This window comes from Micromonospora sp. NPDC047730 (assembly GCF_043204765.1).
GTDB lineage: Bacteria > Actinomycetota > Actinomycetes > Mycobacteriales > Micromonosporaceae > Micromonospora.
Genome location: NZ_JBIDCU010000011.1, coordinates 23,131 through 49,277, shown reverse-complemented (window position 1 = coordinate 49,277; position 26,147 = coordinate 23,131). Strand labels below are relative to the sequence as shown.

The 26,147-nt window shown below is 74.9% G+C and carries 22 protein-coding genes; 14 read left to right on the top strand and 8 right to left on the bottom strand.

Translation table 11 applies throughout. The annotated features are described in order from the left end of the window. Window position 1: 1 nt before the first annotated feature. Window positions 2-571, bottom strand: a complete 570-nt coding sequence (locus tag ACGF5G_RS23550) for a GNAT family N-acetyltransferase (protein WP_393266163.1) — start codon at window positions 569-571, stop codon at window positions 2-4. Between the two features lie 157 nt (window positions 572-728). Here ACGF5G_RS23550 and ACGF5G_RS23545 point away from each other — a divergent pair, with 157 nt between their 5' ends. Beyond that, window positions 729-1,613, top strand: coding sequence for a hypothetical protein (locus ACGF5G_RS23545; protein WP_393266160.1), 885 nt, complete (start codon window positions 729-731; stop codon window positions 1,611-1,613). 36 nt (window positions 1,614-1,649) lie between these two features. Here the strand turns inward: ACGF5G_RS23545 and ACGF5G_RS23540 are convergent, their stop codons facing one another. Both ACGF5G_RS23540 and ACGF5G_RS23535 read right to left on the bottom strand, forming a co-directional pair. Beyond that, window positions 1,650-2,906 carry an MDR family MFS transporter gene (locus ACGF5G_RS23540; protein WP_393266158.1) on the bottom strand — a complete coding sequence of 419 codons (1,257 nt, stop codon included), beginning with the start codon at window positions 2,904-2,906 and terminating at the stop codon, window positions 1,650-1,652. A gap of 398 nt (window positions 2,907-3,304) precedes the next feature. Then, the gene (locus tag ACGF5G_RS23535) at window positions 3,305-3,652 is read right to left on the bottom strand and encodes an Lsr2 family protein (RefSeq protein ID WP_357699401.1); all 348 of its coding nucleotides are present in this window, start codon (window positions 3,650-3,652) and stop codon (window positions 3,305-3,307) included. Window positions 3,653-3,976: 324 nt separating this feature from the next. Between ACGF5G_RS23535 and lon the strand changes: the two genes are divergently transcribed. Beyond that, on the top strand, window positions 3,977-6,313 hold the full coding sequence (lon, locus tag ACGF5G_RS23530; RefSeq protein WP_393266155.1) for an endopeptidase La: 2,337 nt from the start codon (window positions 3,977-3,979) through the stop codon (window positions 6,311-6,313). A gap of 88 nt (window positions 6,314-6,401) precedes the next feature. Here the strand turns inward: lon and ACGF5G_RS23525 are convergent, their stop codons facing one another. Further along, on the bottom strand, window positions 6,402-6,884 hold the full coding sequence (locus tag ACGF5G_RS23525) for an SgcJ/EcaC family oxidoreductase (protein WP_393266152.1): 483 nt from the start codon (window positions 6,882-6,884) through the stop codon (window positions 6,402-6,404). A 55-nt stretch (window positions 6,885-6,939) separates the two neighbouring features. Here ACGF5G_RS23525 and ACGF5G_RS23520 point away from each other — a divergent pair, with 55 nt between their 5' ends. After that, the gene (locus ACGF5G_RS23520) at window positions 6,940-7,404 is read left to right on the top strand and encodes a MarR family winged helix-turn-helix transcriptional regulator (protein WP_393266149.1); all 465 of its coding nucleotides are present in this window, start codon (window positions 6,940-6,942) and stop codon (window positions 7,402-7,404) included. Between the two features lie 94 nt (window positions 7,405-7,498). On the opposite strand, the gene ACGF5G_RS23515 is transcribed toward ACGF5G_RS23520, so the two are convergent. Together ACGF5G_RS23515 and ACGF5G_RS23510 are read right to left on the bottom strand one after the other, a co-directional pair. Continuing rightward, a complete protein-coding gene (locus tag ACGF5G_RS23515) occupies window positions 7,499-9,295 on the bottom strand; it encodes a DEAD/DEAH box helicase (protein ID WP_393266146.1) in 1,797 nt (598 codons plus the stop codon). Between the two features lie 103 nt (window positions 9,296-9,398). After that, on the bottom strand, window positions 9,399-10,265 hold the full coding sequence (locus ACGF5G_RS23510) for a hypothetical protein (protein WP_393266143.1): 867 nt from the start codon (window positions 10,263-10,265) through the stop codon (window positions 9,399-9,401). Between the two features lie 133 nt (window positions 10,266-10,398). On the opposite strand from ACGF5G_RS23510, the gene ACGF5G_RS23505 reads away from it, so the two are divergent. Both ACGF5G_RS23505 and ACGF5G_RS23500 read left to right on the top strand, forming a co-directional pair. Next, on the top strand, window positions 10,399-11,556 hold the full coding sequence (locus ACGF5G_RS23505; protein ID WP_393266140.1) for a sensor histidine kinase: 1,158 nt from the start codon (window positions 10,399-10,401) through the stop codon (window positions 11,554-11,556). Further along, on the top strand, window positions 11,553-12,158 hold the full coding sequence (locus tag ACGF5G_RS23500) for a response regulator transcription factor (RefSeq protein ID WP_350681505.1): 606 nt from the start codon (window positions 11,553-11,555) through the stop codon (window positions 12,156-12,158). The genes ACGF5G_RS23505 and ACGF5G_RS23500 overlap by 4 nt, the downstream gene beginning before the upstream one ends. Before the next feature lie 75 nt (window positions 12,159-12,233). Here ACGF5G_RS23500 and ACGF5G_RS23495 read toward each other — a convergent pair whose 3' ends face one another. Beyond that, the gene (locus ACGF5G_RS23495) at window positions 12,234-14,453 is read right to left on the bottom strand and encodes a family 43 glycosylhydrolase (protein ID WP_393266138.1); all 2,220 of its coding nucleotides are present in this window, start codon (window positions 14,451-14,453) and stop codon (window positions 12,234-12,236) included. Window positions 14,454-14,586: 133 nt separating this feature from the next. Between ACGF5G_RS23495 and ACGF5G_RS23490 the strand changes: the two genes are divergently transcribed. The 6 genes from ACGF5G_RS23490 to ACGF5G_RS23465 all read left to right on the top strand — a co-directional run bounded on the left by ACGF5G_RS23490 (window position 14,587) and on the right by ACGF5G_RS23465 (window position 21,748). Continuing rightward, window positions 14,587-15,333 carry an ArsR/SmtB family transcription factor gene (locus tag ACGF5G_RS23490; RefSeq protein ID WP_393266136.1) on the top strand — a complete coding sequence of 249 codons (747 nt, stop codon included), beginning with the start codon at window positions 14,587-14,589 and terminating at the stop codon, window positions 15,331-15,333. 662 nt (window positions 15,334-15,995) lie between these two features. Then, entirely contained in the window at window positions 15,996-16,835 is an 840-nt protein-coding gene (locus tag ACGF5G_RS23485) for an isocitrate lyase/phosphoenolpyruvate mutase family protein (RefSeq protein WP_393266133.1), read from the top strand. Between the two features lie 140 nt (window positions 16,836-16,975). Beyond that, window positions 16,976-17,935 (top strand): DUF5715 family protein, encoded by a 960-nt coding sequence (locus ACGF5G_RS23480; RefSeq protein ID WP_393266130.1) that lies wholly within the window; start codon window positions 16,976-16,978, stop codon window positions 17,933-17,935. A gap of 4 nt (window positions 17,936-17,939) precedes the next feature. Next, on the top strand, window positions 17,940-19,550 hold the full coding sequence (locus ACGF5G_RS23475; protein WP_393266127.1) for an asparagine synthetase B family protein: 1,611 nt from the start codon (window positions 17,940-17,942) through the stop codon (window positions 19,548-19,550). Between the two features lie 175 nt (window positions 19,551-19,725). Continuing rightward, window positions 19,726-20,658: a PfkB family carbohydrate kinase gene (locus tag ACGF5G_RS23470; protein WP_393266125.1), complete on the top strand. Its 933-nt coding sequence runs from the start codon at window positions 19,726-19,728 to the stop codon at window positions 20,656-20,658. 82 nt (window positions 20,659-20,740) lie between these two features. Then, a complete protein-coding gene (locus ACGF5G_RS23465) occupies window positions 20,741-21,748 on the top strand; it encodes a linear amide C-N hydrolase (protein WP_393266122.1) in 1,008 nt (335 codons plus the stop codon). Window positions 21,749-21,845: 97 nt separating this feature from the next. On the opposite strand, the gene ACGF5G_RS23460 is transcribed toward ACGF5G_RS23465, so the two are convergent. Further along, window positions 21,846-23,288, bottom strand: a complete 1,443-nt coding sequence (locus ACGF5G_RS23460; RefSeq protein ID WP_393266119.1) for an LVIVD repeat-containing protein — start codon at window positions 23,286-23,288, stop codon at window positions 21,846-21,848. A gap of 137 nt (window positions 23,289-23,425) precedes the next feature. Between ACGF5G_RS23460 and ACGF5G_RS23455 the strand changes: the two genes are divergently transcribed. Genes ACGF5G_RS23455 through ACGF5G_RS23445 form a run of 3 tightly spaced genes read left to right on the top strand, consistent with a single transcriptional unit; the run spans window position 23,426 to window position 26,090 of the window. Next, complete coding sequence (locus tag ACGF5G_RS23455) at window positions 23,426-24,124, top strand: DUF305 domain-containing protein (RefSeq protein ID WP_393266117.1); 699 nt, start codon at window positions 23,426-23,428, stop codon at window positions 24,122-24,124. 59 nt (window positions 24,125-24,183) lie between these two features. Beyond that, window positions 24,184-25,428, top strand: coding sequence for a sensor histidine kinase (locus ACGF5G_RS23450; RefSeq protein ID WP_393266114.1), 1,245 nt, complete (start codon window positions 24,184-24,186; stop codon window positions 25,426-25,428). Next, complete coding sequence (locus ACGF5G_RS23445; protein ID WP_393266112.1) at window positions 25,425-26,090, top strand: response regulator; 666 nt, start codon at window positions 25,425-25,427, stop codon at window positions 26,088-26,090. Before ACGF5G_RS23450 ends, ACGF5G_RS23445 begins: the two co-directional genes overlap by 4 nt. The last annotated feature ends 57 nt before the right edge of the window (window positions 26,091-26,147 follow it).

Sequence of the window (26,147 nt, the reverse complement as noted above, 5' to 3'; positions counted from 1 at the left end):
ATCATGCCCCGGCGGCGGGGGCCAGCCACTCCTGCCGGGTCAACGCGTACTCGACCTCGCCGTGCTCCGCCCCGTCGATCATCTCCGGCCAGTCCCCGACGTACGTGCGCACGAAGCGCAGCCCGGACTTCTCCATCACCCGGCGGGAGGCCGCGTTGACGGCCATCGTGTTCGCGGTGACCCGTTGCACGCCCAGCTCGGTGAAGCCCTTGTCGATCAGCGCCCGGCAGCCCTCGGTGGCGAGGCCGCCGCCCCAGGTCGCCCGGCGCAGGCGGTAGCCCAGCTCCACCTCGCGGGCGTCGCCGTCGCGTGTCGGGCGGAACTCGAACCAGCCCAGGAACTCGCCCGACCCCCGGCCCAGGGCCGCCCACCAGCCCAGCCCCGGCGGCCGCCGGTAGTGGGCGAGGATCCGGGGCAGGGTGCGCTGCCGGACCACCTCCGGCGGGGTGGGACGCCCGCCGGTGAGGTATCGCATCACCTCGGGGTCGCCGTCCAGATCGACGAGGAGTTCCGCGTCGTCGGGGGTGAACTCGCGCAGCACCAGCCGGTCGGTGCTCAGGAAGAGCGTCACCGGCCCATCCCACCGGGCGGCCCCGGGCGGCTCAACCGAATTCCCCGCTCGTGCCGCCCCCGCCGCACCACCCCGGCTCCGGCCATGATCGACGGCCTAGACTCGCTCCGGGCCGACGAGTCGGCCCGGGCGACGGCAGGACGGACGGATCACGCGGATGACGAGCACCGGTGGCGGGGACGGTTCCTGGCTGCGCGCGGTGACCGGGGACGGCGGTCGCGGCCCGCTGCTCACCCGGGCCGGCCAGCTCGTGTACGGCGCCCGCCGCCTCGGCGAACTCGCACACGGGCGTCCGACCGGCATCACCGGCCACCAGTGGAGTACGGCCACCCGGGAGGGCTACGACTTCGTCGTCTGCGCCGCCGACACGGCCCGGCCGGTCTTCGCCGTGGAGGTCGGCCCGGTCGCGCCCGCCGGCTCCGCCGGGCAGCGCGCCGAGCGGATGAAGAACGTGGTCGCCGAGGCGGTCGGCCTGGCGGTGCTGCGGATCGGGTCGCCCACGTTACGCGCCGACGAGCACGGGCGACGGATCGTGGCGTACGTGCTCGACGCCCGCGCCTACGCGGCGCTCGGTGCGGGGGAGCCGGAGGCGGGGGAGGTGCCCCCGATCGGGTTCCGCGACATCTTCGGCCGGCTGCCCGACGGGCGGACGGGCCACGTCAACGACCTCGGCGCGCTGGCCCGGGCCGCGGCGGTCGACGCGTACGTGTCGCGGAGGCTGGTGGACCCGATCGTCCGGGGGCTGCACCTGAGCTGGCGGGGCGGGCCGGCCGAGGGGTGGAGCTGGGTCGAGGTGCGTCCCGGCGCCTGCCTCGTGGAGCGGGTGACGGTGCACGAGCAGCGGGTCTCCGCCGGCGTGGACCCGGCCCGCCTGGCCGAGGACCTGGCGGCGATGGCCGTCGGCCAGCGGCTGCGCGAGCTGGAGACGGCCGAGCCGGTCCTGACGCCCCGCGAGGAGCTGCTCGCCGACATCCGGCTGCTCGAGTCGCGGCGCGACGAGATGGCGCACGGGTTCGCCTTCGCGCACCTCTGCGCGGACTGACCCGCCCCGGCGCACCCCGGCGGTCCCCGCCTGTCGTCAGGCCACGGCTGCCGCCGTCCGGCCGGGGGCGGCGGCCGAGGTGGCACCGGCCCGCAGGGCCTCGATCCGCCTGGCCCGGGGGCGGACCGCGAGGAGGTTGCCGGCGGCGACCAGCAGGGCCAGACCGAACAGGCCCAGCCATAGGGCGTCGGTGGAGAACCGGGCGGCGACCAGCCCGCCGAGGGTCGGCCCGGCGAAGCTGGCGAAGGCGTAGCCGAGCGAGTAGACCCCCTGGTAGCGGCCGCGCTGCGCCGCCGGCGACAGGTCCGCCGTCAGCGCCGAGTTCGCCGGGGTCATCAGCATCTCGCCGAGCGTCCAGACGGCGACCGTGAACGCGTAGAACCACACCGCGTCGGCCAGCGCGGTCAGCGCGAAGCCGGCGCCGACCACCACGACGGCGGCGGCGATGGTGCGGGACCGGTCGAAGCGGCCGACCAGCCGGGGCACGAAGAGCTGCCCCAGTACGATCATCAGCCCGTTGACCGCGATGACCGGCCCGTACGCCGACGCCGGCAGGCCGTCGGCCTGCAACGCGACGGGGAGCATCACGCTGCCCTGGATGCAGAGCCAGGCCAGCCCGGTGAGGGCGGTGAAGGTCAGGAAGACCCGGTCGCGCAGCACCGTGCCGAGCCCGCCGGAGTCGGCGCGGGTGAACTGCCCGACGGTGACCGGGGCGGGGCGCGACTCGGGCACCTTCAACCCGATCAGCGCGGCGGTGCCGAGCAGCACCGCCGCGTTGACCAGGAACAGCAGCAGCGGATCGGCGCGGACCAGCAGGCCGGCGACGGTCGCGGCGACGGCGAACCCGATGTTGATCGCCCAGTAGTTGAGCGTCAGGGCGCGCAGCCGGTCCCGCTCGCCCACCACGTCGATGATGGTGGCGGTGAAGGCCGGTCGGGCGACGCCGAGGAAGAGCCCGAGCAGGAGGGTGAGCGCCGCGACCGCCGTGGGGTGGTTGCTCAGGCCCAGCGACACGGCCGCGGCGGCGGCGGCCACGTTGCCGGCCAGCATTGCCGGCCGCCGCCCCCACCGGTCCGCGACGACCCCGCCGAGCACGCTCCCCGCCGCGCTGCCGGCCCCGTGCAACCCGATCACCACTCCGGCGTACGCGGGGCTGAAGCCCCGCACCGAGACCAGGTAGACGCCGAGGTAGATGGCGACGAAGCTACCCAGCCGGTTGATCAGCGTGGCCGTCCAGAGGTACCAGAACGTGCGGGGCAACCCGCCGGCCGTCTGGCTCCACCAGCGCGTCATCCGCCACCCCCGAGATGCGTTTGCGTAATGCCCGACAAAGCTGTCGCTCATTACACTCCGGGGGTGCGACGGTCTCGGGTCGCGCGGGCACGAATCGTGGCGGTGATCACCCGCGCCCGGGGCCGCCCGGGTCGCCACCGGCCGCTTCGCCGCCTTGGGCGGGTCGCCGGTCCTCGGGCCGGATCCCGGTTCCGTCCGGTCGCGGGAATCCGCCCGGCGCGGTCACTCGGGGGTCGCCCGGCGATCCGTGGGGGCCGCTCGGCGAATGCGCCGCCCGCGAATGCGTCCGCCGCCGGATGCGGGCCGTGCGAATGGGCGGCCGTGGGAAAAGACCGGCGGGGCCCCGCTGATTCCGCAGCGTGACCCCGCGTGGACGCGAGCGTGAACCCGGCGCCAGGTCAGCGGTTCTTGTACGCCTCGGCGACCTCGACCGGGATGCGGCCGCGCTCGGAAATCTTGTAGCCGTTCTTGACGGCCCATTCCCGGATGGCCCGGTTCTGCTCCCGGTCCATTCCCGCGCCGCCCGGGGTGCCCGCCCGGCGGGGTGCCCGCCCGACGTCGACGGTGCCGCGCCCGATCCGCCGGCCAGCGCTGATGTACGGGTCGAGGGCCTTGCGCAGCACGCCCGCGTTCTCGTCGGAGACGTCGATGGTGTACGCCACGCCGTCCAGACTGAACTCGACGGTCCGGTCAGCCTTTCCGCCGTCGAGGTCGTCGGTCAGAACAGTGATTACTTTTCTCGCCATCGCCAATTACTCCCTGTGTGGGGCGGGGTGTGGTCAAAGTTTGACCTATCGCACCGCAATTGCGCAACAATACGCGTCGTTTTCATTTCGGCGGGTCGCGTTATCGCGGGAAATCGGCGCGGCCGGCGCAAAGGCGGGGGAGTTCGGGTGGCCAGCACGTCGGCGTGGCCGGCGAGCGCCGCGGCCTCGGCGCCGGTGCGTGAGCTGCTGCTCCCGGACGCGCCGGGTGGCGCGGGGAAGTGGTCTGGGTCACAGTGCGGAACAAGGGGAACGCTTTGTTACTTGAGTTGGACACGCTCAACTCAACGCGATAGCAGGTGTTCGATGGCAACTCTTCCGGTACTGCCCCTGACCGACGCCGTGCTGCTGCCCGGCATGGTCATCCCGGTGACCCTCGACCCCACCACCCAGGCCGCTGTCGACGCGGCCCGCGCCACCGGCGAGGGCAAGCTGCTCGCCGTACCCCGCCTCGATGGCGAGTACGGCCCGATCGGCGCGGTCGCCACCATCGAGAAGGTGGGCCGGCTGCCCAGCGGCGAACCGGCCGCCGTCGTCCGCGGCCTCTCCCGCGCCCGGATCGGCTCCGGGGTCCCGGGACCCGGCGCCGCCCTCTGGGTCGAGGCGACCGAACTCGACGAGCCCGCCCCCGCCGGCCGCGCCCGCGAACTCGCCCGCGAGTACCGCGCCCTGATGACGTCCGTGCTCCAGCAGCGCGGCGCCTGGCAGGTCATCGACGCGATCGAGCGGATGACCGACCTCTCCGAGCTGGCCGACTCGGCCGGCTACGTCTCCTGGCTCAGCCTCGCCCAGAAGACCGAGCTGCTCGCCGCGCCGGACGTCACCGCCCGGCTGGAACTGCTCGTCGGCTGGGTGAAGGACCACCTGGCCGAGCAGGAGATCGCCGAGCAGATCAACACCGACGTCCGCGAGGGGCTGGAGAAGTCCCAGCGGGAGTTCCTGCTCCGCCAGCAGCTCGCCGCCATCCGCAAGGAACTCGGCGAGGACGAGCCGGACGGCTCCGCCGACTACCGCGCCCGCGTCGAGGCCGCCGACCTGCCCGAGAAGGTACGCGAGGCGGCGCTGCGCGAGGTCGGCAAGCTGGAGCGGGCCAGCGACGCCTCCCCGGAGGCGGGCTGGATCCGCACCTGGCTCGACACGGTGCTGGAGATGCCGTGGAGCACCCGTACCGAGGACAACACCGACCTGGCCGCGGCCCGCGCGGTGCTCGACGCCGACCACGCCGGCCTGGCCGACGTGAAGGACCGCATCCTGGAGTACCTCGCGGTGCGCAACCGGCGCGCCGAGCGGAACCTCGGCGTCGTCGGTGGCCGCGGCTCCGGCGCGGTGCTCGCCCTGGCCGGCCCGCCCGGTGTCGGCAAGACCAGCCTCGGCGAGTCGGTCGCCCGCGCGCTCGGGCGCAACTTCGTCCGGGTCTCCCTCGGCGGTGTCCGCGACGAGGCCGAGATCCGGGGCCACCGCCGCACGTACGTCGGCGCGCTGCCCGGCCGGATCGTGCGCGCCCTGCGCGAGGCCGGCTCGATGAACCCGGTTGTGCTCCTCGACGAGGTCGACAAGCTGGCCGTCGGCTACTCCGGCGACCCGGCCGCCGCCCTGCTGGAGGTGCTCGACCCGGCGCAGAACCACACCTTCCGCGACCACTACCTGGAGGTCGACCTCGACCTCTCCGACGTGCTCTTCCTGGCCACCGCCAACGTGGTGGAGACCATCCCCGGCCCGCTGCTGGACCGGATGGAGTTGGTCACCCTGGACGGGTACACCGAGGAGGAGAAGGTCGCCATCGCCCGGGACCACCTGCTGCCCCGGCAGCGGGAACGGGCCGGGTTGACCGTCGAGGAGGTCGGCTTCGGCGACGACGCCCTCGCCCGGATCGCCGGCGAGTACACCCGGGAGGCCGGCGTGCGCCAGCTCGAACGGGCGCTGGCGAAGATCCTCCGCAAGGTCGCGGTGGCCCTGGCCACCGACCCGGCGCCGGTCCGTGTCGACGCCGACAACCTCGCCACCTACCTCGGGCGGCCGAAGTTCACCCCGGAGTCGGCGGAGCGGACGGCGGTGCCCGGCGTGGCGACCGGCCTGGCGGTCACCGGCGCCGGCGGCGACGTGCTCTTCATCGAGGCCACCAGCATGGAGGGCGAGCCGGGGCTGACCCTGACCGGCCAGCTCGGCGACGTGATGAAGGAATCCGCGCACATCGCGCTGTCGTACCTGCGCTCCAACGGGCGCCGGCTCGGGCTGGACCCGAACGCCCTCGCCGGGCGGCGGATCCACCTGCACGTGCCGGCGGGCGCGGTGCCCAAGGACGGCCCCAGCGCCGGCATCACCATGGTCACCGCCCTCGCCTCGCTGGCCGCCGGCCGGCCGGTGCGGCCCGAGTTCGGGATGACCGGTGAGGTGACCCTCTCCGGCCGGGTGCTGCCCATCGGCGGGGTGAAGCAGAAGCTGCTCGCCGCCCACCGGGCCGGCCTGACCGAGGTGATCATCCCGGCCCGCAACGAGCCGGACCTCGACGACCTGCCGGCCGAGGTCCGTGAGGCGCTGACGGTCCACACCCTCGCCGACGTCGCCGACGTGCTCGCCCTGGCGCTGCGCCCCGCCGACGTCGACGCGGACGCCCTGGGCGGCCAGGCATTGACCGCGGCCTGACCGGCCCGTCACCCGGCGGCCCCCGTCACCCGGCGGCCCCCGGCGCCCACGGGGCGCCGGGGGCCGCCGCGTGTGCGGGTCCCGCCGGTCAGGCGCGGCCCAGCCCGAGCCGTCGGGCGTACCGCCCCATCGTGCGGGACAGCCGGGCCGGTGCCGAGTCGGGCGCGGGGATCCCTATCGGGCGGACCCGACCGTTGTGCAGCGCGGTGAACCGCCACCCCGCCGGCGTCCGCACGGCGACCAGGGTCTGGCGGGACAGCCGGCGCCGGGGCAGCCGGGAGCGCCAGGGCATCAGCACCGAGCCGGTGCCGTGCACGACGGCCACGTCGGCGGTCACCGCCCGGATCGACTCCACCTCGCCGACCAGCGCAGATCCGGCGAGTACGCCCCGGAAGAGCCGGTCGTGCGCGTCCTGCATCGGTGCCCGTCCGGCCGCCCGGGTGCCGTCGTACGAGACGTAGTCGGAGTCCTCGGTGAAGCAGGCGCCGTACGCGACCGCGTCGTTGTCGGTCCACGCCCGTAGCAGCCGGTCGAACAGCTCGCGGATCTCCCTGCGGTCGTTCTCGGTCATGGTCGCTCCCTGCTAAAGTTCGACTGTCGAAATCTAAGCTAGCAGGAAGATTCGAATGTCGAAAAGTGAGCTGGTGTACCGCGTGGCCCGGGAGATCCGGCTGCTGCAGCAGAGCTTCGACGCCTTCGACGAGGCGGCCGCCGGCCGGCTGGGGATCAACCGGACGGATCTGCGGGCGCTGGACGTCGTCCTCGGCCACGGGCCGGTGACGGCCGGCGAGTTGACGGCGGCGCTGCGGCTCAGCCCGGCGGCCACCACCACCGTCATCGACCGGCTCGAACGGGTCGGCCTGGTGGCGCGTACCCGGGACGCCGCCAACCGGCGTCGGGTGCTGGTCGAGGCGACCGAGGCGGCCCGGGCGGCCGAGCAGAGGATCTACCGGCCGGTCGGCGAAGCCGGCCTGCGGGCGCTGACGCGGTACGACCACGGACAGCTCGAGACGATCGTCGACTTCCTCACCACCGCTCGCGCCGTGCAGCAGGAGCACGCCGAACGGGTGGCCACGGAGCCGGCCGACTGACCGCTGCGCGAACGCGACGAGACCCCCGCCCGGAACGGCGGGGGCCTCGGTGCGCGCGTGCTGCTTGTCGCCGGTGGGGACGGTGGTGTCGTCGTCAGCGCCGGTCGCGCCGGTCGCCGAAGTCGCGGTCGCGGCGCTCGCGCCGGTCGGCCCCGTCGAAGCGGCGCTCGCCGCCGCCGTCACCGTCACGATCCCGGCGTACGGTCGCCTTGCGGCCCTTGATCGTGCTGCCGCGCAGCCCCGCGATCACCTCGTCGGCCACGGCGTAGGGCACCTCCACCAGCGAGAACCGGTCGGCGATCTCGATCGAGCCGATGTCCCGGCCGCTGACCCCCGTCTCGCCGGTGATCGCGCCGACCAGGTCCTGCGGGCGGACCCCGGCACGCCGGCCGAGGCCGATGAAGACCTGCGTGGTGCCGCCGGTGCGGGGCCGGCCACCGCCGCGCCGCTCGCCCCGGCCGCCGCCCTCCGGCCGCCCCTCGCGCGGAGCCCGGACCGGCACCTGCGGGATCTCCTCCTCGTCGTCGGCGCCCGGCGAGGTCGCCTCGTGCGCCAGCTTCACCGCCGCGAGCGCCACCTCCACCAGGTCGAATTCGTCGGTCAACGACTCGACGATCGCCCGGTACGGGTCGAGGTCGTCCTCCAGCAGGCTCTCCCGCAGCGCGCCCTGGGTCAGCTCCAGCCGCCGGGTGCGCATGTCCGCCACCGTCGGGATCTTGTCGATGGTGATCCGCTGGCCGGTGACCCGCTCGATGGTCTTGAGCATCCGGTGCTCGCGCGGCTCGGCGAGGGTGATCGCCACGCCCTCCCGCCCGGCGCGGCCCACCCGGCCGATCCGGTGCACGTACGACTCGGGGGCCGACGGCACGTCGTAGTTGACGACGTGGGTGAGCTGCTCGACGTCGAGGCCGCGGGCGGCCACGTCGGTGGCCACCAGCAGGTCCGCGGTGCCCGTGCGCAGCCGGCCCATCACCCGGTCGCGCTGCTCCTGACTCATCCCGCCGTGCAGCGCCTCGGCCCGGTAGCCCCGGCCGTTCATGGTCTCGGTGAGCCGGTCGACCTCTTCCCGGCTGCGACAGAAGACGATCGCCGCGGTGGGGGACTCGACGTCCAGCACCCGGCCCAGCGCCGCCGGCTTGTGCGCCCGGGCGACGATGTACGCGCTCTGCCGCACCCGGGGCGCCTCCCCGGCCACCGGCTGCTCCCGGGCGATGAGGATGCGCACCGGGTCGGTCAGGTGCTGGCGGGCCAGCCCGTCGATCCGCGCCGGCATCGTCGCCGAGAACAGCACCGTCTGCCGCTGCGCGGGCGTGTGCTCCAGGATCGCCTCGATGTCCTCGGCGAAGCCCATGTCGAGCATCTCGTCGGCCTCGTCGAGCACGACCGTGGCCAGTGAGCCCAGGTTGAGCGTGCCCCGGGCGATGTGGTCCAGCGCCCGGCCCGGGGTCGCCACCACCACGTCCACGCCCATGTCCAGGGCGCGCAGCTGCCGGCCGATCGGCTGGCCGCCGTAGATGGGCAGCACCCGGGTGCCCAGGTCCTTGCCGTAGCGGTGGAACGCCTCCGACACCTGCACCGCCAGCTCCCGCGTCGGGACCAGCACCAGCGCCACCGGGTCGCCGGGCCGCTCGTCGGGCATCCGCTGCAGCAGCGGCAGGGCGAACGCGGCGGTCTTGCCCGTACCGGTGGCCGCCTGCCCGAGCAGGTCCCGCCCGGCCAGCAGGGGAGGGATCGCCTCCCGCTGGATCGGCGTGGGCTCCTCGTAGCCGAGGGCGGACAACGCGCCCAGCAGCTCGGCGCGCAGTCCGAGATCCGCGAAGGCGGTCACCTCGTCGGTGGTGTCCGGGGAGGGGTCGGTCGGTGGGTCGTGCCGTACGGGTGCGGAACTCATGCGGCAAGCTTTTCATCATCGCCGGCCGGCGGTTCCGGCGACCGGCACAACAGCCCGCCGGGGTGGGTCGCCGCCCCGTGCCGGCGACCCACCCCGGTCGGGGTCAGCGGGTCAGCAGAGCCAGCACGACGGCGAGCCCGACGACCATGTCGAAGACCGCGCACCACTCGGCGTAGCCGCGCGGGACGACCCGGTTCGCGCGGTGGTGCACCACGTCCCAGGCCGCGTGTCCGAGCCAGCCGGCGGCCACCAGCCAGCCCGCCAGCCCGTGGTCGACCACGGCGGCGACCAGCGCCAGCGCCGCCCAGCCGGCCAGCCCGGCCACCTGGAGGACGAGCACCCGGCGCTCGCCCAGCTGCCCGCGCGCCGCGCCGATGACCAGGTAGGCCGCCGGCAGCGCCAGCAGGAACAGCGCCGGGGGCACCCACGGGGAGAGGAGCATGTCCAGCGTCACCAGCAGGGCGAGCCCCGTCGGCCAGCGGCGCACCAGCGCCGCCAGCAGCCGGTGACGCGGAACCACGCGGGCGGCGGCCGGGTGCCGGGCGTACTCGGCGCGCCGCCGCAACACCGCGAGCGCCATCGCCGGGAGCATCAGCAGGTGGCTGCCGAGGAGCAGGGCGTCCGCGCCGACCAGCCCGGCCCGGAACGGTACGAACAGCACCAGGACCGGCAGGTACATCGCCGCGATCATCTCCCCGACGGCGGCCCAGGAGTGCCTCCGGTACCGCATCCACACCGCCATGCCGACGCTCATGTCCGTCGCCATCAGCACGGCGCCGACGTCGGCCCGTCCGAGGTCGGGGGAGACGCCGAGCGATGTGCCCACGGCCGCGCGGAGCGGCCCGAGCAGCAGCATGCCGGCGATCATGGCCAGCGCCATCTCCAGCAGGTGCCGCAGGAGCGCGGCGCGCGGTCGCGCGTGACCGACGTGCGGCGTCGTCGGGTTGGCGTTCGTCGTCGTCTCCGTCATGCCACCGAGCCTGCGGCCGGACGGGCGCGCCGGACACCCGCGCCGTGTCACCGGTCGACCGTGCGGAACGCACCGCCGATCCGTGCATCCCGCGTACGGCGGTGGGCCGCCGCCACGCCCTACCATTCGGACCGTGGCGTTCGACCCGACGGTGTCCGGACCGGACCGGCGCCTGCGCCGGGCCCGGACCGGTGCGCTGGTGTCCCTCGCCACCGGGGTGGCCTCCGGCCTGTTCCTGCCCGCGATCGGGCTGGCCCGGGAGCCGTCGGGCCTGCGGGTGGCGCTCGGTGCGGTCGGGCTCGCCGCGGTCGCCGCGGTGCTGGCCGTGGCCCTGTACGCGACCGTGACACCGGACGTGGCGGACCGGGTCCGCCGCCGGTGCCGCGTGGCGTTCGCCGCCGTGGCGGTGCTGAGCGTCCCGCTGGTGGCGCCGGTCGCCGCCGGAGCGTGGCCCACCTGGGCCTGGCTGGGCGCGGCGGTCGTCGGCGCGGTGCCGCTGGTCGCCCGGTTGCGGATGGTGGTTCCCGTGGCGGCCGCCACCCTGCCGGTCGCCGCGGCGGTCGCGACGGCGACCGGGACGCCCGTGGGTCGGTCCCTGGCGATCAGCGGCGGCGTCGGCCTCGGCATCGCCGCGGTGAACGGATTCCAGGTGTGGTTCTGGGAGCTGCTGGTGCAGGCCGACCGAGGGCAGGTCGCCCAGGCGAGCCTCGCGGCGGCGCAGGAGCGGCTGCGCTTCGCCGGCGACGTGCACGACCTGCTCGGGCACCACCTCACCGTCATCGCGCTGAAGGCCGAACTCGCCGCCCGGCTCGCGGCCACCGACGCGGAGCGGGCCGGCCGGGAGGCGGCCGAGGCGCAGCGGCTGGCCGCCACCGCACTGACCGAGCTGCGCCGCACGGTGCACGGCTACCGCCGTGTCGACCTCGCCGAGCAGGTCGCCGCAGTCGGGCAGGTGCTGCGCTCCTCCGGGGTGCGGTGCACCGTGGTGCCGCCCGCCGGCGAGCTGCCGGCGGAGGCGGCCGCCCAGCTCGCGGCGGTGCTGCGAGAGGCCGGCACCAACGTGCTGCGGCACAGCCGGGCCGGCTGGTGCCGGATCGAGATCGACCAGGAGGCGGACGTGGCGCGGATGACGGTGACCAACGACGGCGCGGGCGCGGCCGGCGCGCCCGACCGGCACAGCCACGGCCTGCGCGGGCTGGCCGAGCGGCTGGCCACCGCCGGCGGGGAACTGCGCACGCACCGGGAGGACGGCGTCTTCACCGTCGAGGCGACCGTCCCGACGGCGTCATGATCCGGGTCCTGCTCGCCGACGACGAGGAGCTGATCCGGGCCGCCCTCGCCGCCCTGCTCGACCTGGAGGAGGACCTGACGGTGGTGGCGCAGGCGGCCGACGGCGGGGCCGCCGTGACCGCCGCCCTGGCGCACCGCCCCGACGTGGCCGTCGTCGACCTGGCGATGCCCGGCCCCGACGGCTTCCAGGTCGCCGCCGAGCTGGCCCGGGTGCTGCCGTCCTGCGCGGTGGTGATCCTCACCGGCCAGGGTCGGCCGGCACACCTGGCCCGCGCGCTCACCGCCGGGGCCCGCGGGTTCCTGCCCAAGGGCGCGCCCGGCGGGGCGCTCGCCGACGTGATCCGGCGGGTGCACGCCGGCGGCCGGTACGTCGACCCGGCGCTGGCCGCCGACGCGTTGACCATCCCGCCGTGCCCGCTGACCCCGCGCGAGCTGGACACGCTGCGGCTGGCCGAGGACGGCGCCCCGGTAGCGGTGGTCGCCCGCCGGGCCCACCTGTCCAGCGGCACGGTCCGCAACTACCTCGCCGCGGCGGTGCAGAAGCTCGGTGCGACGAGCCGGGCGGAGGCGGCGCGGACGGCCCGGGACAACGGCTGGCTCTGACCGGCCGCCCGCCAGCCTGGCGGCTCTGACCGGCGGACCCCCTGCCGCCCCTCGACGGCAGGGGGTCCGATCCGCTCAGCGGTGGAAGCGCACGTAGTCGAACTGCGCGGTGAGCGCCGGATCGGCGCCGCCGTGGGCGACCAGCCCGATCCGCGGGGCGGTGTCGGCCGGGAAGGCCCACACCCCGCCCCACGTCCAGTTCCGCCCGTCCCGGCTGGAGCCGGCCCGGAACTCGTGCTCGCCGGTGGCCGGGTCGACCCGGTGCGCCAGCCGCAGCCAGGTGGTGGTCGCCGGGGTGCCGACGATGTTGCCGCCGTAGACCGGCCGGCCGGCGAAGGGCAGTTCGTAGCCGTACTCGACCTGGCGGGTGTTCCAGATGGCGACCTGCGCCAACCGGGCGAAGCGGTCGTCGTCGACGTAGGCGACCAGGCCGGCCTGCTGGTAGTTGCGCACGGTCTCCTCGCCGAGGTCGAGCGTCACCTTCGTCTCCACCACGTAGTCGCCCGTCGGCGCGTCGCGCAGCAGCACGCCGGCGCTGTTGCCGGTGCCGGTCAGGTCGGCGCCCTGCACCGGCCAGCGCAGCGCGCCGCCGGACACGGTGGCCGCCGGGTCCGGCCGGACCCACCGCCACGCCGGGTCGAGCCCGTCGGTGAACTCGTCGGAGAACGCCGGCAGCAGGCCGCCGGCCCGGGGCTCGGGCGCGGCGTGCCGCACCGGCCGGTGCAGCCGGGCGACGCTGACGTTGTCGAACCCGGCGTCCCCGCCGGTGGCGGTCAGCGCGATCCTGCCGACGACCGGCCCGTCCAGCCGCAGCGACAGCGCCGCCACCTGGTCCCCGAGCCGGGCCGGGCTCAGCTCGGCCGTGAGCTGCCGGCCGCGTACCTCGACGGCGAGGTTGTGCCCGGCCGCCGCGTCGAAGCCGGCGGGCAGCGGCGCGCTCGCGGTGCGGGCGCCGTCCCGGGCGACCAGCCTGCCGGCGGCGGTGTCCACCCGCACCGCGACACGGGCGCCGAGGGTCAGCCCGGCCGCCCCGGTGACGGCGGGCCGCAGGTCGGCCTCCGCGCGCAGGTCCCCGCCGACGGACGTACGGCCGGTCAGCGTGCCGCTGCCGGTGAGCCGGCCGCCGGAGACCCGCCAGTCCCCGGCGGTGCCGCGCCAGCCGGCGAGGCCGGCGTCGAAGCGTTCGTCCACCCGGCCGGTGGTGACCGGCGCGGGCCGGGCGCCCTCCGACGGGCCGGCGCCGGCGTTCACGGTCGGCCAGCCGTCGATCCAGTCGAGGCGGTCCAGCAGCATCGGCCGCTCGTTGATGCCGAACGGCTCGTCCAGGTACGGGTCGGCCCGGTCGATGGCGTGGTAGACGATCCAGTCCTGGCCGGACAGGTCGGTCAGGAATCCGTTGTGACCGGTGCCGATCCAGCGGTTGCCGTTCTGGGCGAGCACGGGGGTGCCGCCGGCCCGGGAGGCGGTCAGCGGGATGCCGTCGCGGTCGACAAACGGGCCGCGCGGGCTGCGCGACCGGCCGACGTGGACGGAGTAGCCGGTGGCCGGGCCGGCACAGCAGTTGGCGGTGGAGGCGAACAGGTAGTACCAGCCGTCGCGGCGCAGCACGTAGCTGCCCTCGAACTTGTTGTCGATGGCGACCGGCGTCGGCGCGCCGACGGCGCGCAGCCCGTCGGGGGAGAGTTCGGTGACCGAGATGCCGCCGTAGTAGCTGCCGTAGTAGAGGTAGTGCCGGCCGTCGACGTCGGTGAACTGGCTCGGGTCGATGGTCCACAGCCAGCCGCCGCCACCGCCGGGGCGGGGCGCGACCACGGGCTCGTCGGCGAAGGTCCACGGGCCGGTCGGGGTGGGCGCGGTGGCCGCGCCGACGGCGAAGTCGCCGCCGTCGGGGGAGACGGTGGTGTCGGTGACGGTCACGTACATGACCCAGCGGTCGCCGACCCGGCGCACGTCGGGGGCCCAGAAGCCGGCGCCGGGCGCCGCGTACGCCGGGCGCTGGTCGGCGCCGAAGGCGTCCCCGACGTACTTCCAGTCGACCAGGTCGGCGGAGCGGGCGGTGGGCACCCGGTGGAAGGTCCCCTCGCCCTCGCGCAACGGGTCGGTGGTGCCGTACGCGTACCAGAAACCGTCCTCACCACGGACGACCACCGGGTCGGCGAAGGTGTCGGCGAACCCGGCCGAGACCGGGTTGCGGTAACGGGGGTCGGGCGCGGCGGCGGCCGGCGCGGACGCCGTTCCGGCCAGGGCCAGACCGATGACGGCGACGAGCGCGCCGGCGCGGCGGAGATGTCCCATCAGACCTACCTCGGGTGGGGGAGAAGTCGACCTGGATCACTGGGTCCGTTTCTACAACGTTGGATACAACGTTGTAAAGGCGGAAGGCGACACTTCGGTGGGCACCGGAACGTGCCCGTGCCAGCATGGTTCCGTGACCACCACCGCCACGGACGGCCCGACCCTGGCCCGGCTCGCCGCCCTGCTCGCCGACGACACCCGGGCCCGCATCTGCCTGGCCCTGCTCGACGGCCGGGCGTGGGCGGCCGGCGAGCTGGCCCGGCTCGCCGGGGTGGCGCCCTCCACCGTCAGCGATCACCTCACCCGCCTCGTCAGCGGCGGGCTGCTGGTCCAAGAGCGGCAGGGGCGGCACCGTTACGTCCGGCTCGCCGGTCCCTCGGTGGCCCAACTGATCGAGGACCTGGCCGGCCACGCGCCGGCGCGGCCCCAGCCCGTCCGCTCGCTGCGCGCCGCCCGCGCCGACGCCGCCCTGGCGTACGCCCGCACCTGCTACGACCACCTCGCCGGCCGCCTCGGCGTGCTGCTGCGCGACACGATGCTCGACCGCGGGCTGCTCGACGGCGCCGACGGCCTGGCGCTGACCCCGGCCGGGCTGGGCTGGCTGGACGGGCTCGGGGTGCCGGTCGCGCCGCTGCGGTCCGCCCGCCGTCCCCTGTTGCGCGACTGCCTGGACTGGACCGAACGCCGCCCGCATCTGGCCGGCGCGCTGGGCGCCGCGCTGTGCACCCGGTTCCTCGACGCGGGCTGGCTCACCCGAGGCGGCGGCCGGGCCGTCCGGCTTACCGCGGCCGGCGGTCCCGCGCTGGCCGCCGCGCTCGGCCTCGCCCCGGCCGACCTCGCGCCCGCCGCCGCACCGGATACCGGCGGCGGCCGCGCCTGACCCGACTCGCGCCTGACCCGACTCGCGCTGAACCCCGGAACGTGCGGCCCCAGGGGTCCGTGCCCATTGGTCGGCGTCCCGCCGATGCCCCGCCCCGTCCGGCGGCGCCTTCGGATTCGACCCCTGAGACCGACGGCGGGCAAGTCCGCCGCCAATCTCCTTACCGACGGTGACGGATCAGGGATGTCACTCTCTGTGGCGGTCGGCGATCCAGTCGTCCGGTTCACCCTGGCCCCTTTGCTCTGCACCCATCCACGCACCACAGGACTGACCTGGCGATCCATTGGTCCGGTGCTGGTTGAGCGGGCAAGCTTCGTTGACTTTCCGTAGCTGGCGCGGCCGCGGGTGCAGAGCAAAGGGCGTGAGGTAGCGGTGGCCGGTTGGCTCGGGCCGCCACGTTGCGTGTTCGTCCCGCCTTGCGTCAGCCGGCCGCCACGATCCGCGGCGTGTCCTTTGGGCCTGCTGAGCAGAGGCGGGCCAGGGCATCCGCGATCCGGCCGCGATCCGGCCGCGATCCGGCCGCGATCAGGCCGCCACCGGGCGCGCGGCCCCGGCGTCGGCCGGAGCAGGCTCCTGGCCGCTCGGCCCGGAGGCGTGGCACCGCGCGCCGGGTGGCCGACGTTTCGGCGGGCGCCGAATGCTTTCGGTCCTACCGTCGTGGGGTGACTGTCGACGACCTCGTCATCCCGCCCGCACCCGGCACCCCGATGAACGAGCGCTGTGCCGCCTTCCACGCCCTGCACCACGCCGACCGGCCGCTGCTGCTGCCCAACGCCTGGGACCACGCCAGCGCCGCCGCGTTCGCCGCGCGCGGACACCCGGCGGTCGGCACCACGAGCCTCGGGGTGGCCGCCGCCGCCGGGCTGCCGGACGCGGCGGCGGCCACCCGGGCGGAGAACCTCCGGCTGGCCCGGGCGCTGCGCGGCCTTCCGGTGCTGCTGAGCGTCGACATGGAGGCGGGCTGCGCCGACGACCCGGCGGCCGTCGCCGACCTGGCGGCCGAGCTGGCCGCCCTCGGGGTGGTCGGGATCAACATCGAGGACGGCCGGGCCGACGGCACCCTCGACCCGCCGGCGCTGACCGCGGCCAAGGTGGCCGCCGTCAAGGCCGCGGCGCCGGCCCTGTTCGTCAACGCCCGCACCGACACGTGGTGGCTGGGGATGCCCGACCCGCTGCCGGCGACCCTGGCCCGGGCCAGGGCCTACGCGGATGCCGGCGCCGACGGGATCTTCGTGCCGGCGGCGCCGGACGCCGACACCATCGGCGCCCTCGTCGCGGGGATCGACCTGCCGCTGAACGTGCTGTACCGCCCGGGCGGGCCCACCCTCGACGAGCTGCGGGCGATCGGCGTGGCCCGGGTGAGCACGGGCTCGCTGCTGTTCCGGGCCGCGCTCGGCGCCGCCCTGGACGTCCTGGACGCCGTCAGGTCCGGCGCCGCGCCGGACCGGGAACCGCCCTCGTACGCCGAGGTGCAGCGGTTGAGCGGCGCGTCCCGGCCGTAGCCGTTCGTGCCCGCCCACGCCCCGGAGCTGGCCCTTAGGAGGAGATAAGAGGATTGTTCGTACTTATCCCGTCGCGCCTGGTTACGTTGTGCGTAGGGCGATGCACACAGTGATGTCGTGACGGGAGAGAGGACCCGACCATGCGAGTGCCCAGCCGAAGTCCGGGGCAGCAGCCCGGGCCCTCCGTCACACCCGCAGCCCGCGCCCGCCGGCGGGTGCCCGGCACGCCGCCCCGCCCCGCCCCGCCGGACCTCGACGCCTACCGGGCGGCCGTCGCCGACCTGCTGGTCGAGGTGGGCGCCCTGGCCGGGGCGTCCTGCACGGCGGCGCGGCAGGTGCTGATCGACGACCGGCTGCGCGAACCCGCGATCGCGGCGGTGCTCGACGCCACCCCCCAGGGGCTCGTGGGTGCCCGCGAGACGCTGCTGCTGGAGATGGCCCGCTACCAGCCCAATCCGCGCAGCTCCGCCGCCGACCTCACCGCACTGGTCCGCATCTACCTGCTCTCCCGGGTCGACGTGATGTGGTGGCGCGACGCGCCGACCTTCCTCACCGACGCCCAGGTCGACGCCAGCCCCGACCTGGTCGACCTGGAGTGGCTGCGCCGCCGCGACCTGCTCCGCTTCTGCTACACCGAGCAGCCGAAGACGCTGTTCGGACGCGGGATGCGGGCGGCCCGGCGCCGGCTGCGGCCCGACGCCACGCCGCGCACCGCCGGGCTGCGCTTCCGGCGGGCCCGCCGGGAGGTCGTGGCGCTGCTCAACGACATCGGCCGGGAGTTCGCCGCCAACACCCCGCCCGCCACCCCGCCGCTGTGGGTGACCAGCCTGGTCCGCAGCGCCGAGCACCAGCACCGGCTGCGCCGCCTCGGGTACGCCGCCATGGTCCCCAGCGGCCACTGCATGGGCTGGGCGGTCGACGTCGAGCTGGCCTGGTTCGACCGCTTCGGCGTCCGGGACACCCTCGCCGAGCTGCTGCTGGCCCGGCAGCGGGCCGGCGAGGTCAACGTGGTCGACGAGGGGCAGGCGTGGCACCTGTGCCTCGCGCCCGCCAGCGGCCGGCGGCTGCGCCGGGCGTACGAAGCCGAGATGGGGGTTTGAGTCGATGTGCGGCATCGCGTTGAGCCTCGGCCCCGAGGCCGACCCGGCGATCTTCCGGCGGATGCTCGCCACCCTGGCACCCCGCGGCGAGGTCACCGAGGCCCGCTACGAGAACGGCCTGCTCGCCGGCACCCGACGGCTGAAGGTGGTGGACCGGGAGCGCGCCGTGCAGCCGTGGACCTCCGTCGACGAGCGGTGGCTGCTCTGCTACAACGGCGAGGTCTTCAACCACCACGAGCTGCGCGCGGAGCTGGTTCGGCTCGGGCACCGATTCCGCAGCGCCAGCGACACGGAGGTCGTGCTCGCCGCGTTCCTGCAGTGGGGCGAGGGCATGGTCACCCGGCTGCGCGGCGAGTACGCCTTCGCCGTCGTGGAACGGGCCACGGGCCGCGCCTGGCTGGTCCGGGACCCGCTCGGCGTGAAGCCCCTGTACTGGGCCCGGACCCCCGGCTGCCTGCACGTCGCCAGCGAGGTGAAGGCGCTGGTCGGGCACGGCGTCCCGATCGGCGAGGTGCCGCCCGGGCACCACGGCTGGGCCGAGCCCGACGGGCAGGTCCGGCTGCGCGCGTACGTCGACCTGCTCACCCTCGGTGACGGGCTGTCGGTGGTGGACGACCCGGACGAGGCCGCCCTGCTCGTCCGTGCCGTCCTCACCGACAGCATCCGGACGCGGGTCGACACCGACCTCGCCGTCGGGGTGGTGCTCTCCGGCGGGCTGGACAGCTCGCTGGTCCTGCTGCACGTGCGCGAGATGCACCCTGACTGCGTCGCGGTCACCGTCGGGGTGCCGGACAGCCCCGACGTGGCGTACGCGCGGCGGTTGGCGCGGGACCTGGGGGTGCCGCACGAGGTGGTCGAGCTGCGCCCGCGCGACATCCGGCTGGCCGACGTCCGGGAGGCCATCAGGATCTCCGAGCTGACCGAGTACGGCGACATCATCAACGCGGTGGTCTCCGTGCCGCTCTTCCGCCGGCTGCGCGAGCTGGGCGTGAAGGTGGTGCTGACCGGGGACGGCTCGGACGAGCTGTTCGGCGGCTACCCGATGTACCACGAGGTCGACCCCGAGGCGTCCCGCCGGCTCTTCCTGCACAAGATCCGCAACCTCTGCCGTACGGAGTTGCAGCGTGTCGACCGGGCCAGCATGGGGTACGGGGTGGAGGCCCGCGTGCCGTTCCTCGACCTGAGTGTGGTGGAGCTGGCGATGCGGCTGCCGATCGGGCTGAAGATGCGCGAGGGGCAGGAGAAGTGGATCGTCCGGCGGGCCTTCGCCGACCTGCTGCCCGACTACGTCCGGCGCCGGCCGAAGAACCCGATGTCGTACTCGTCCGGCCTGCACGAGCGGGCCCGGCTGTACAAGCCGCTCTTCGCCCGACTGCACCGGTCGTTCGGCTACCACCTGCTGGAACCGGTCCGCCGCGACTTCGACAGCGTGCTCACCCGCTGCGGCAACGATCTCGACCGGGCGCTCGCGGCCGGCCGGGCCCGGCCCGACTACACGGTGCTGGAGCACGCCCGGGACCTGGTGGGCGCGGCGAAGTGGAACGCCGCGCCGATGGTGCGCCGGCTGGTCGGCCCGCGCCGTAACCGGGGTGACGAGGCCCCGCTGCCGGGTTGACGGAACAGGTGCAGCCACGTACACGGCCGGCGGCCCTCGTGGCCCTTGCCGAATGCGAAGCGCAGGGGTGCGTCGGACCGTCCACAAGGCCCCTCCGGGGCCACGGCACCGACGGTCGGGCCGGGCGGGCGCGAGCCGAGGACTGCGCCGCCCGGCCCGGGGTAGAACCCGAGCCATGACGGAACTGGACGTGGTGGTGGTCGGGCAGGTGGCGCGGGACCTCGTGCTGCTGGTCGACGAGGTGCCGGAGGCCGGCGGCAGCGCCCTCGTGCGGCGCCGACGCGAGCTGCTCGGCGGCAAGGGGGCCAACCAGGCCGTCGGGCTCGCCCAGCTCGGCGCGTCGGTCGGGCTGCTCGCCGTGGTCGGCGACGACGAGGTGGGGGAGCGGCTGCTGGCGCAGGCGCGGGCCGACGGGATCGACGTCGCGCGGGTGCTGCGCCGGCCCGGCACCCGTTCCGGGCTCATCGTCGACGTGGTCGACGCCGAGGCCCACTGGCGCTACCTGGAGGACCTGCCTGGGGCCACCCTGCTCACCCCCGAGGACGTGGCCGGGGCGGCCGACGCGCTGCGCGCCGCGCGGGCCGTCCTGGTGCAGCTGCAACAGCCGGCGCGGGCCGCCCTGGTCGCGGCCCGGACCGCCCGGGAGGCCGGCCGGCTGGTCGTGCTCGACGGCGCCCCGACCGACCCGGCCGACGCCGACGAGTTGCTCGCCCTCGCCGACGTGCTGCGGGCCGACGCGCAGGAGGTCGAGCTGATCACCGGCGACGCGCCGCGGGACGCCGAGGGTGGGCTCGCCGCCGGGCGCAAGCTGCTGCGGCGCGGCCCGTCCCTGCTGGCGATCGAGGTGGCGGGGGAGGGCAACGCGTTCGTCTGGCCGGACGGCGAGCTGTTCCTGCCGCTGAGCCGGACACCCACGGTGGACAGCACCGGCGCCGGGGACGCGTTCGTCGCCGCGCTGACCGTCGGTCTGCTGCGCGGCGAGCCCCGCGACCGGGTCGCCCGTCACGCCGTGGCGGCCGCCGGCGCCACCGTCGGCCACCCGGGCGGCCGCCCGGCACTGACCGACGAGGCGATCCGGGAGCAGCTCGACCGGATTCCCGCCGGCTGACCGTCCGGGTCGCCGGTGCCGCGCCGGGGCGACCGATCGGGCGGTGGACAACCCTCGATTCCTGCCCTAGCGTCCAGAGGATATGCGGAGGACTCTCCTGGGCGCCGGTGTCGCCCTGCTGCTCGCCGTGACCGCCTGTTCCAGCGCGGAGCCCGGTCCGCCGGCGTCGCCGGGAGCACCGACGCCCGCCGGCACGCCCAGCGCCTCCCGGCAGGAGCCGGGCGAGGTCGAGAAGACCCTGGCCAGCCTGCGGAAGGTCAACGACCTTCCGATGTACGAGATGACCTACGTCGGGGCGTACGACGCGACGGTCGGCACCGACGCGCGCCCGGCGAAGGCGTTCGGCTGCTCCCTCTTCGCCGCCACCGGCGACCCGGCCCGGCCGTTGTTCGCCCGCAACTTCGACTGGGACGCCAACCCGGCGCTGGTGCTGCGCACCGATCCTCCGGACGGGTACGCCTCGATCTCCGTGGTGGACATGTCCTACCTCGGGGTGGGCCCCGACCCGACCGGCGACCGGCGGCTGCTCAACGCGCCGCTGCTGCCCTTCGACGGGATGAACGAGCGGGGGCTGGCAATCGGGCTGGCCGCCGACGACGGCGCGCGGGCCGTCGCCGACCCGGGCAAGGCCACCGTCGGGTCGGTTCGCATCCAGCGTCTGGTGCTCGACCATGCGGCCACGGTGGACGAGGCGGTGGCCGTGTTCGGGCGCTACAACCTCGACTTCACCGACGGGCCGCCGCTGCACTACCTGCTCGCCGACGCGACCGGGGCGTCGGCCGTGGTCGAGTTCGTCAACGGGAAGATGTCGGTCGAGAAGGGTCGGGGCGACTGGCGGGCGCTGACCAACGTGCCGGTCGTCGGGGTGGACGAGCAGCGTCGCCGGGCCGACCACCGCTACGGCGTGATCGCCGCGGCCCTCGGCCGGACGGGCGGCACGGCGGACGCCCCGGCGGCGTTCGAGATCCTCAACGACGTACGCCAGTCGCACACCCGCTGGTCGGTGACGTACGGCCTGCGCAGCGGCGAGGTCCGGCTGACCACCGCGACCGGCGGCGGTGAGCGGCGTTACCAGCTCCCGGTGAGCTGAGCTTCCGCACGTCCCCGGCGAGGGAACTGGCTGCACCCGGAACGCGGGCGGGCCCGGCCCCCGAGGTGGGGGCCGGGCCCGTCGGCGCGCTGTGCGACTACCAGCCCAGGTAGCTGGGCTGGGTCTGCACGTTCAGCTCGCGGTACCGGACGAGGTTCGCCGTCCAGGTCCGCCAGTCGGTCAGCTTCAGGACGTCGAAGCCCTTCTGCATGTCGTTGGAGTAGATGTAGCCGTTGTAGTAGTACGCGGACCAGGAACCCCCGCCGGTCAGCCGCTCGGTCGACAGCGGGCCCCGCTCCCAGAACGCGATCTCCTGCGGGTTGGCCGAGTCGGTGAAGTCGAAGACCGAGATGCCGCCCTGGTACCACGCCTGGACCATGATGTCGCGCCCGAGCACCGGGATCAGCGAGCCGTTGTGTGCCACGCAGGTCTCGGTGTCCGCGTTGGGCCGGGGGATCTTGAAGTAGCTGCGGAAGATCATCGTCCGGGCGTCGCCGCTACCGGTGATGTCGTAGATGGCGTCGGCGCCCCGGTTGGGACCGATGGCCTCGTTGCAGGTGGCCGCGCCGCCGCCGCCCAACTCGTCGGTGAAGATCACCTTGGTGCCGGAGTTGTTGAACGTGGCCGAGTGCCAGAACGCGAAGTTGACCGTGTCGCGGACCTGGTTGATGACCCGCGGAGCCTCCCGGTCCGAGATGTCCATCAGGATGCCGTCACCCATGCAGGCGCCGGCGGCCAGGTTCTTCTCCGGGTACGCGGTGATGTCGTGGCAGCCGGTGGTCGCCGACCCGCCCGGGCGGCCCTCGTAGCCGCCGTCCGGGAAGAGGTTCGGCGTGGCCACGACCGCCGCGTCGGTGGGCTTCTTCAGCGGCACCTTGACGATGGAGATGGAGTCGTGCGGCGGCTGGCAGTCCGGGAACTCCGCCCGCGGGCTGTACGACGAGACGTACAGGTAGACCGTCTTGCGGTCCGTGCCCGGCACGAGGGTGTGCGTGTGCGAGCCGCAGGCCGTCTCGACCGCCTTGATGTAACGCGGGTTGGCCTTGTCGCTGATGTCGAAGATCTTGATGCCCTCCCAGGACTCCTTGACCGTCGCCGACGATCCGGTGCTGTTGCAGGAGTCGTCGCTGCGGGGCGCGTCGGTGGAGAGGAAGAGCAGGTCGCCGTGGACGGAGATGTCGTTCTGCGATCCGGGGCAGTAGACCTGCGACACGACCGTCGGCGCGGTCGGCCGGGAGATGTCGTAGACGACGAACCCGTTGTAGTTGCCGGCGAAGGCGTAGCGGCCCTGGAAGGCGAGGTCGCTGTTCGTGGCGTCCAGCGGGGCCTGCTTCGGCAGGTTGGCGACCTGCCGAAGGTTGGGGCTGCTGACGATCTCGTCGACGCCGGGGATGGTGTAGGTGGTGTCCACCGTGCCGGAGGGTGCCGCGACCCCGGCATTCCCCGGTGGGGCGGTGGCGACGCTGGCGAGGAGGAGGCCGGCCGCGGCCAGGCTCACGGTGGTGAGCCGCCGGGCCCGCGGCGTGCGAAGTGTGATCATCGGCGAGGCCCTTCGCAAGGGGGTGACGATTGTCGACACCTTACCGTCCGATGAGGTGCGTCGATGTGACTTGGGTCACATGTTGGTGTCTCCGTCAATGGATACGATCGCCGTGACCTCTAGCGGGGGAGTGGCCCATGACCAACCGACGCGCACGGATCCTGGCCGTCGTCACATCCGTGTTCGTGGTGTCGGTGGTGGCCGTCGTCCTGTCCCGGTCCGGCGACGACTCGACCGCGCCCTCCGCGCAGCCGGTTGCCGCCCCCGCCTCGGCGTCGGCGCCCGTCGACCCGGCCCGGCCCGCCGTGATCGTGCCGGGCCGACCGGGGGAGACCGCCGCGGTCCGTCCCGCCGAGGAACTGCGCGACGCCGCCCCCACGTCCCGGCACAACTCCATGGACGTCTGGTTCGTCCGGATGATGATCCCGCACCACGCCCAGGCCCTGGAGATGGCCGCGCTGGCCCCGGACCGCGTCGCCGACCCGGATCTACGCGCCCTCGCCGAGCGGATCCGGGCCAGCCAGGGCCCGGAGATCGGCATGATGCGGGGCTGGCTGCAGACCCGCGGGCTCTCCCCGGACGTGCCGGGGCACGACCACGGGACGATGCGGGGCATGCAGTCGCCCGAGGCGATGCGCCAGCTCGCGGCGGCCCGGGGCGCCGAGTTCGACCGGCTCTTCGTCAGGATGATGACCGAGCACCACCAGGGCGCGGTCCAGATGGCCACCGACCTGCTCAAGGTCGGCGCCGACCTCACCCTGTCGGAGTTCGCCAACTCCGTCGCCACCGAGCAGGCCGTCGAGATCGACCGGATGCGCGACGTGCTGGCCCCCTGACGCGGCTGGGTGGTCCCGCCGGGCGCGCGGTGACCCGTGGGCGGCGGCACGTACGCTGGGTGACCGTGAACCGCACGATCTTCGGCCGCCCGCTGCGCAGCGTCGCCTTCGACGTCTTCGTCGCCGGCCTGGTGGTGCTCTTCGGCCTCGCCGGCCTGGTGAACCAGCCCGGTGGGTGGCAGGCCGCCCTCGTCGGCGCCGCGATGGCGGTGGCGTTGCTGTTCCGCCGGTCCCACCCGTCGGCGGTCGCCGCCGTCGTGGCGGTGCTCGCGCTGGTCCAGGTGTTCGCCGGCTGGGGCCCACTGGCCTTCGACGTCGCGGTGCTGGTCGCCCTCTACAGCGTCGTGAAGTACGCCGACCGGCTCCGTGACGGCATCCTCGCCGGGATCACCGCCGCCGTCGGGGTGGTCCTCGCCGCCATCCAGACCGAGAGCACCGTCGCCTGGTGGGCGACCGCGATCTATATCGGGCTGGTCACCGGGGCGGTCTGGCTGGTCGCGCTCAACGTGCGGACCCGCCGGCTCTACGTGCTCAGCCTCGAGGAGCGGGCCGCCACCCTGGAGCGGGAACGCGAGGCGGAGGCGCGCGCCGCCGTCGCCGGGGAGCGCACCCGCATCGCCCGGGAGCTGCACGACGTGGTGGCGCACAGCATGGCGGTCATGATCGTGCAGGCCGACGGGGCGCGGTTCATGCTCGACCGCGACCCGGAGACCGCCAGGAACGCGGTGAAGGTGGTCGCCGACACCGGGCGCCAGGCGCTGGAGGAGATGCGCCGGCTGGTCGGCGTACTGCGGGAGCCGAGCCCGCCCGACGCGGCGGCCGACCCGGGCGCGGCGGCCGAGCCCGGCGGCGCGGGGCTGGTCGCCGACCCGGAGCACCGCCGGCTGGCGCTGACCGAGCTGCCCGCCCTGCTCGACCGGTTCCGCGCCGCCGGCCTGCGGGTACGCCACACGGTCACCGGGGAGCCCGTGCCGCTGCCGGCCGGCCTGGAGCTGACCCTCTACCGGGTGGTGCAGGAGGGGCTGACCAACGCGCTCAAGCACGCCGGGGTCGGTGCCGGCGTCGAGGTCACCCTCGACCATGCCCGCGACGCCGTGGTGGTCCGGGTGCTCGACGACGGGCGCGGCCGCCCCCCGGTCAGCCCGGCCCCGTCCGGCGGGCACGGCCTGGTCGGCATGCGCGAGCGGGTGAGCGTGTACGACGGCAGCCTCACCGCCGGTCCGCGGCTGGCCGGGGGCTGGCAGGTCGAGGCGCGGCTGCCGCTACCGTCGACGTCCGGGACGACGGAGGTGGTGGCGGCATGACGGTCCGCGTGGTGATCGTGGACGACCAGGCGCTGGTCCGCGCCGGCTTCCGGATGGTGCTGGACTCCCAGCCCGACCTGGAGGTCGTCGGCGAGGCGATCGACGGCGCCGACGCGCTGCGGGTGCTGGCCCGGGTCGAGGCCGACGTGGTGGTGATGGACGTCCGGATGCCGACCATGGACGGGGTGGAGGCGACGCGCCGGATCTGCCGGGACCGTCCTGCCGGTTCGCCCCGGGTGCTCGTGCTCACCACCTTCGACACCGAGGCGGACGCCTTCGCCGCGCTCCAGGCCGGCGCCAGCGGCTTCCTGCTCAAGAACGTCCCGCCGGAGGAGCTGCTCGCCGCCATCCGGGTGGTCGCCCAGGGCGACTCCGTGGTCGCCCCGTCCATCACCCGCCGGCTGCTCGACCGCTTCGCCGGCAGGCTCGGCCCGGGCCCGGCCGAGGACCCGCGCCTCGCCCAGCTCACCGAACGGGAACGGGAGATCCTGCTGCTGGTGGCGCAGGGGCTCTCCAACGCCGAGATCGCCGCCCGGGTGCACGTCGCCGAGGCGACCGTGAAGACGCACGTCGGGCGGATCCTGGCCAAGCTCCAGCTCCGCGACCGGGTGCAGGCGGTGGTGCTGGCGTACGAGAGCGGCCTGGTCACCCCGGGCGGCTGAGTCGGCGTACGACCCAGGTCGTACGGGTCCGCCCCGTCGGGGCCGCCCAGGGTCGCA

Excerpts from the sequence above, each read along its gene's own strand:
- ACGF5G_RS23545 (WP_393266160.1), top strand. The coding sequence starts at position 729 with ATGACGAGCACCGGTGGCGGGGACGGTTCCTGGCTGCGCGCGGTGACC.
- ACGF5G_RS23540 (WP_393266158.1), bottom strand. The coding sequence starts at position 2,906 with ATGACGCGCTGGTGGAGCCAGACGGCCGGCGGGTTGCCCCGCACGTTC.
- ACGF5G_RS23535 (WP_357699401.1), bottom strand. The coding sequence starts at position 3,652 with ATGGCGAGAAAAGTAATCACTGTTCTGACCGACGACCTCGACGGCGGA.
- lon (WP_393266155.1), top strand. The coding sequence starts at position 3,977 with ATGGCAACTCTTCCGGTACTGCCCCTGACCGACGCCGTGCTGCTGCCC.
- ACGF5G_RS23525 (WP_393266152.1), bottom strand. The coding sequence starts at position 6,884 with ATGACCGAGAACGACCGCAGGGAGATCCGCGAGCTGTTCGACCGGCTG.
- ACGF5G_RS23520 (WP_393266149.1), top strand. The coding sequence starts at position 6,940 with ATGTCGAAAAGTGAGCTGGTGTACCGCGTGGCCCGGGAGATCCGGCTG.
- ACGF5G_RS23515 (WP_393266146.1), bottom strand. The coding sequence starts at position 9,295 with ATGAGTTCCGCACCCGTACGGCACGACCCACCGACCGACCCCTCCCCG.
- ACGF5G_RS23510 (WP_393266143.1), bottom strand. The coding sequence starts at position 10,265 with ATGACGGAGACGACGACGAACGCCAACCCGACGACGCCGCACGTCGGT.
- ACGF5G_RS23500 (WP_350681505.1), top strand. The coding sequence starts at position 11,553 with ATGATCCGGGTCCTGCTCGCCGACGACGAGGAGCTGATCCGGGCCGCC.
- ACGF5G_RS23495 (WP_393266138.1), bottom strand. The coding sequence starts at position 14,453 with ATGGGACATCTCCGCCGCGCCGGCGCGCTCGTCGCCGTCATCGGTCTG.
- ACGF5G_RS23480 (WP_393266130.1), top strand. The coding sequence starts at position 16,976 with ATGCGAGTGCCCAGCCGAAGTCCGGGGCAGCAGCCCGGGCCCTCCGTC.
- ACGF5G_RS23475 (WP_393266127.1), top strand. The coding sequence starts at position 17,940 with ATGTGCGGCATCGCGTTGAGCCTCGGCCCCGAGGCCGACCCGGCGATC.
- ACGF5G_RS23470 (WP_393266125.1), top strand. The coding sequence starts at position 19,726 with ATGACGGAACTGGACGTGGTGGTGGTCGGGCAGGTGGCGCGGGACCTC.
- ACGF5G_RS23465 (WP_393266122.1), top strand. The coding sequence starts at position 20,741 with ATGCGGAGGACTCTCCTGGGCGCCGGTGTCGCCCTGCTGCTCGCCGTG.
- ACGF5G_RS23460 (WP_393266119.1), bottom strand. The coding sequence starts at position 23,288 with ATGATCACACTTCGCACGCCGCGGGCCCGGCGGCTCACCACCGTGAGC.
- ACGF5G_RS23455 (WP_393266117.1), top strand. The coding sequence starts at position 23,426 with ATGACCAACCGACGCGCACGGATCCTGGCCGTCGTCACATCCGTGTTC.
- ACGF5G_RS23445 (WP_393266112.1), top strand. The coding sequence starts at position 25,425 with ATGACGGTCCGCGTGGTGATCGTGGACGACCAGGCGCTGGTCCGCGCC.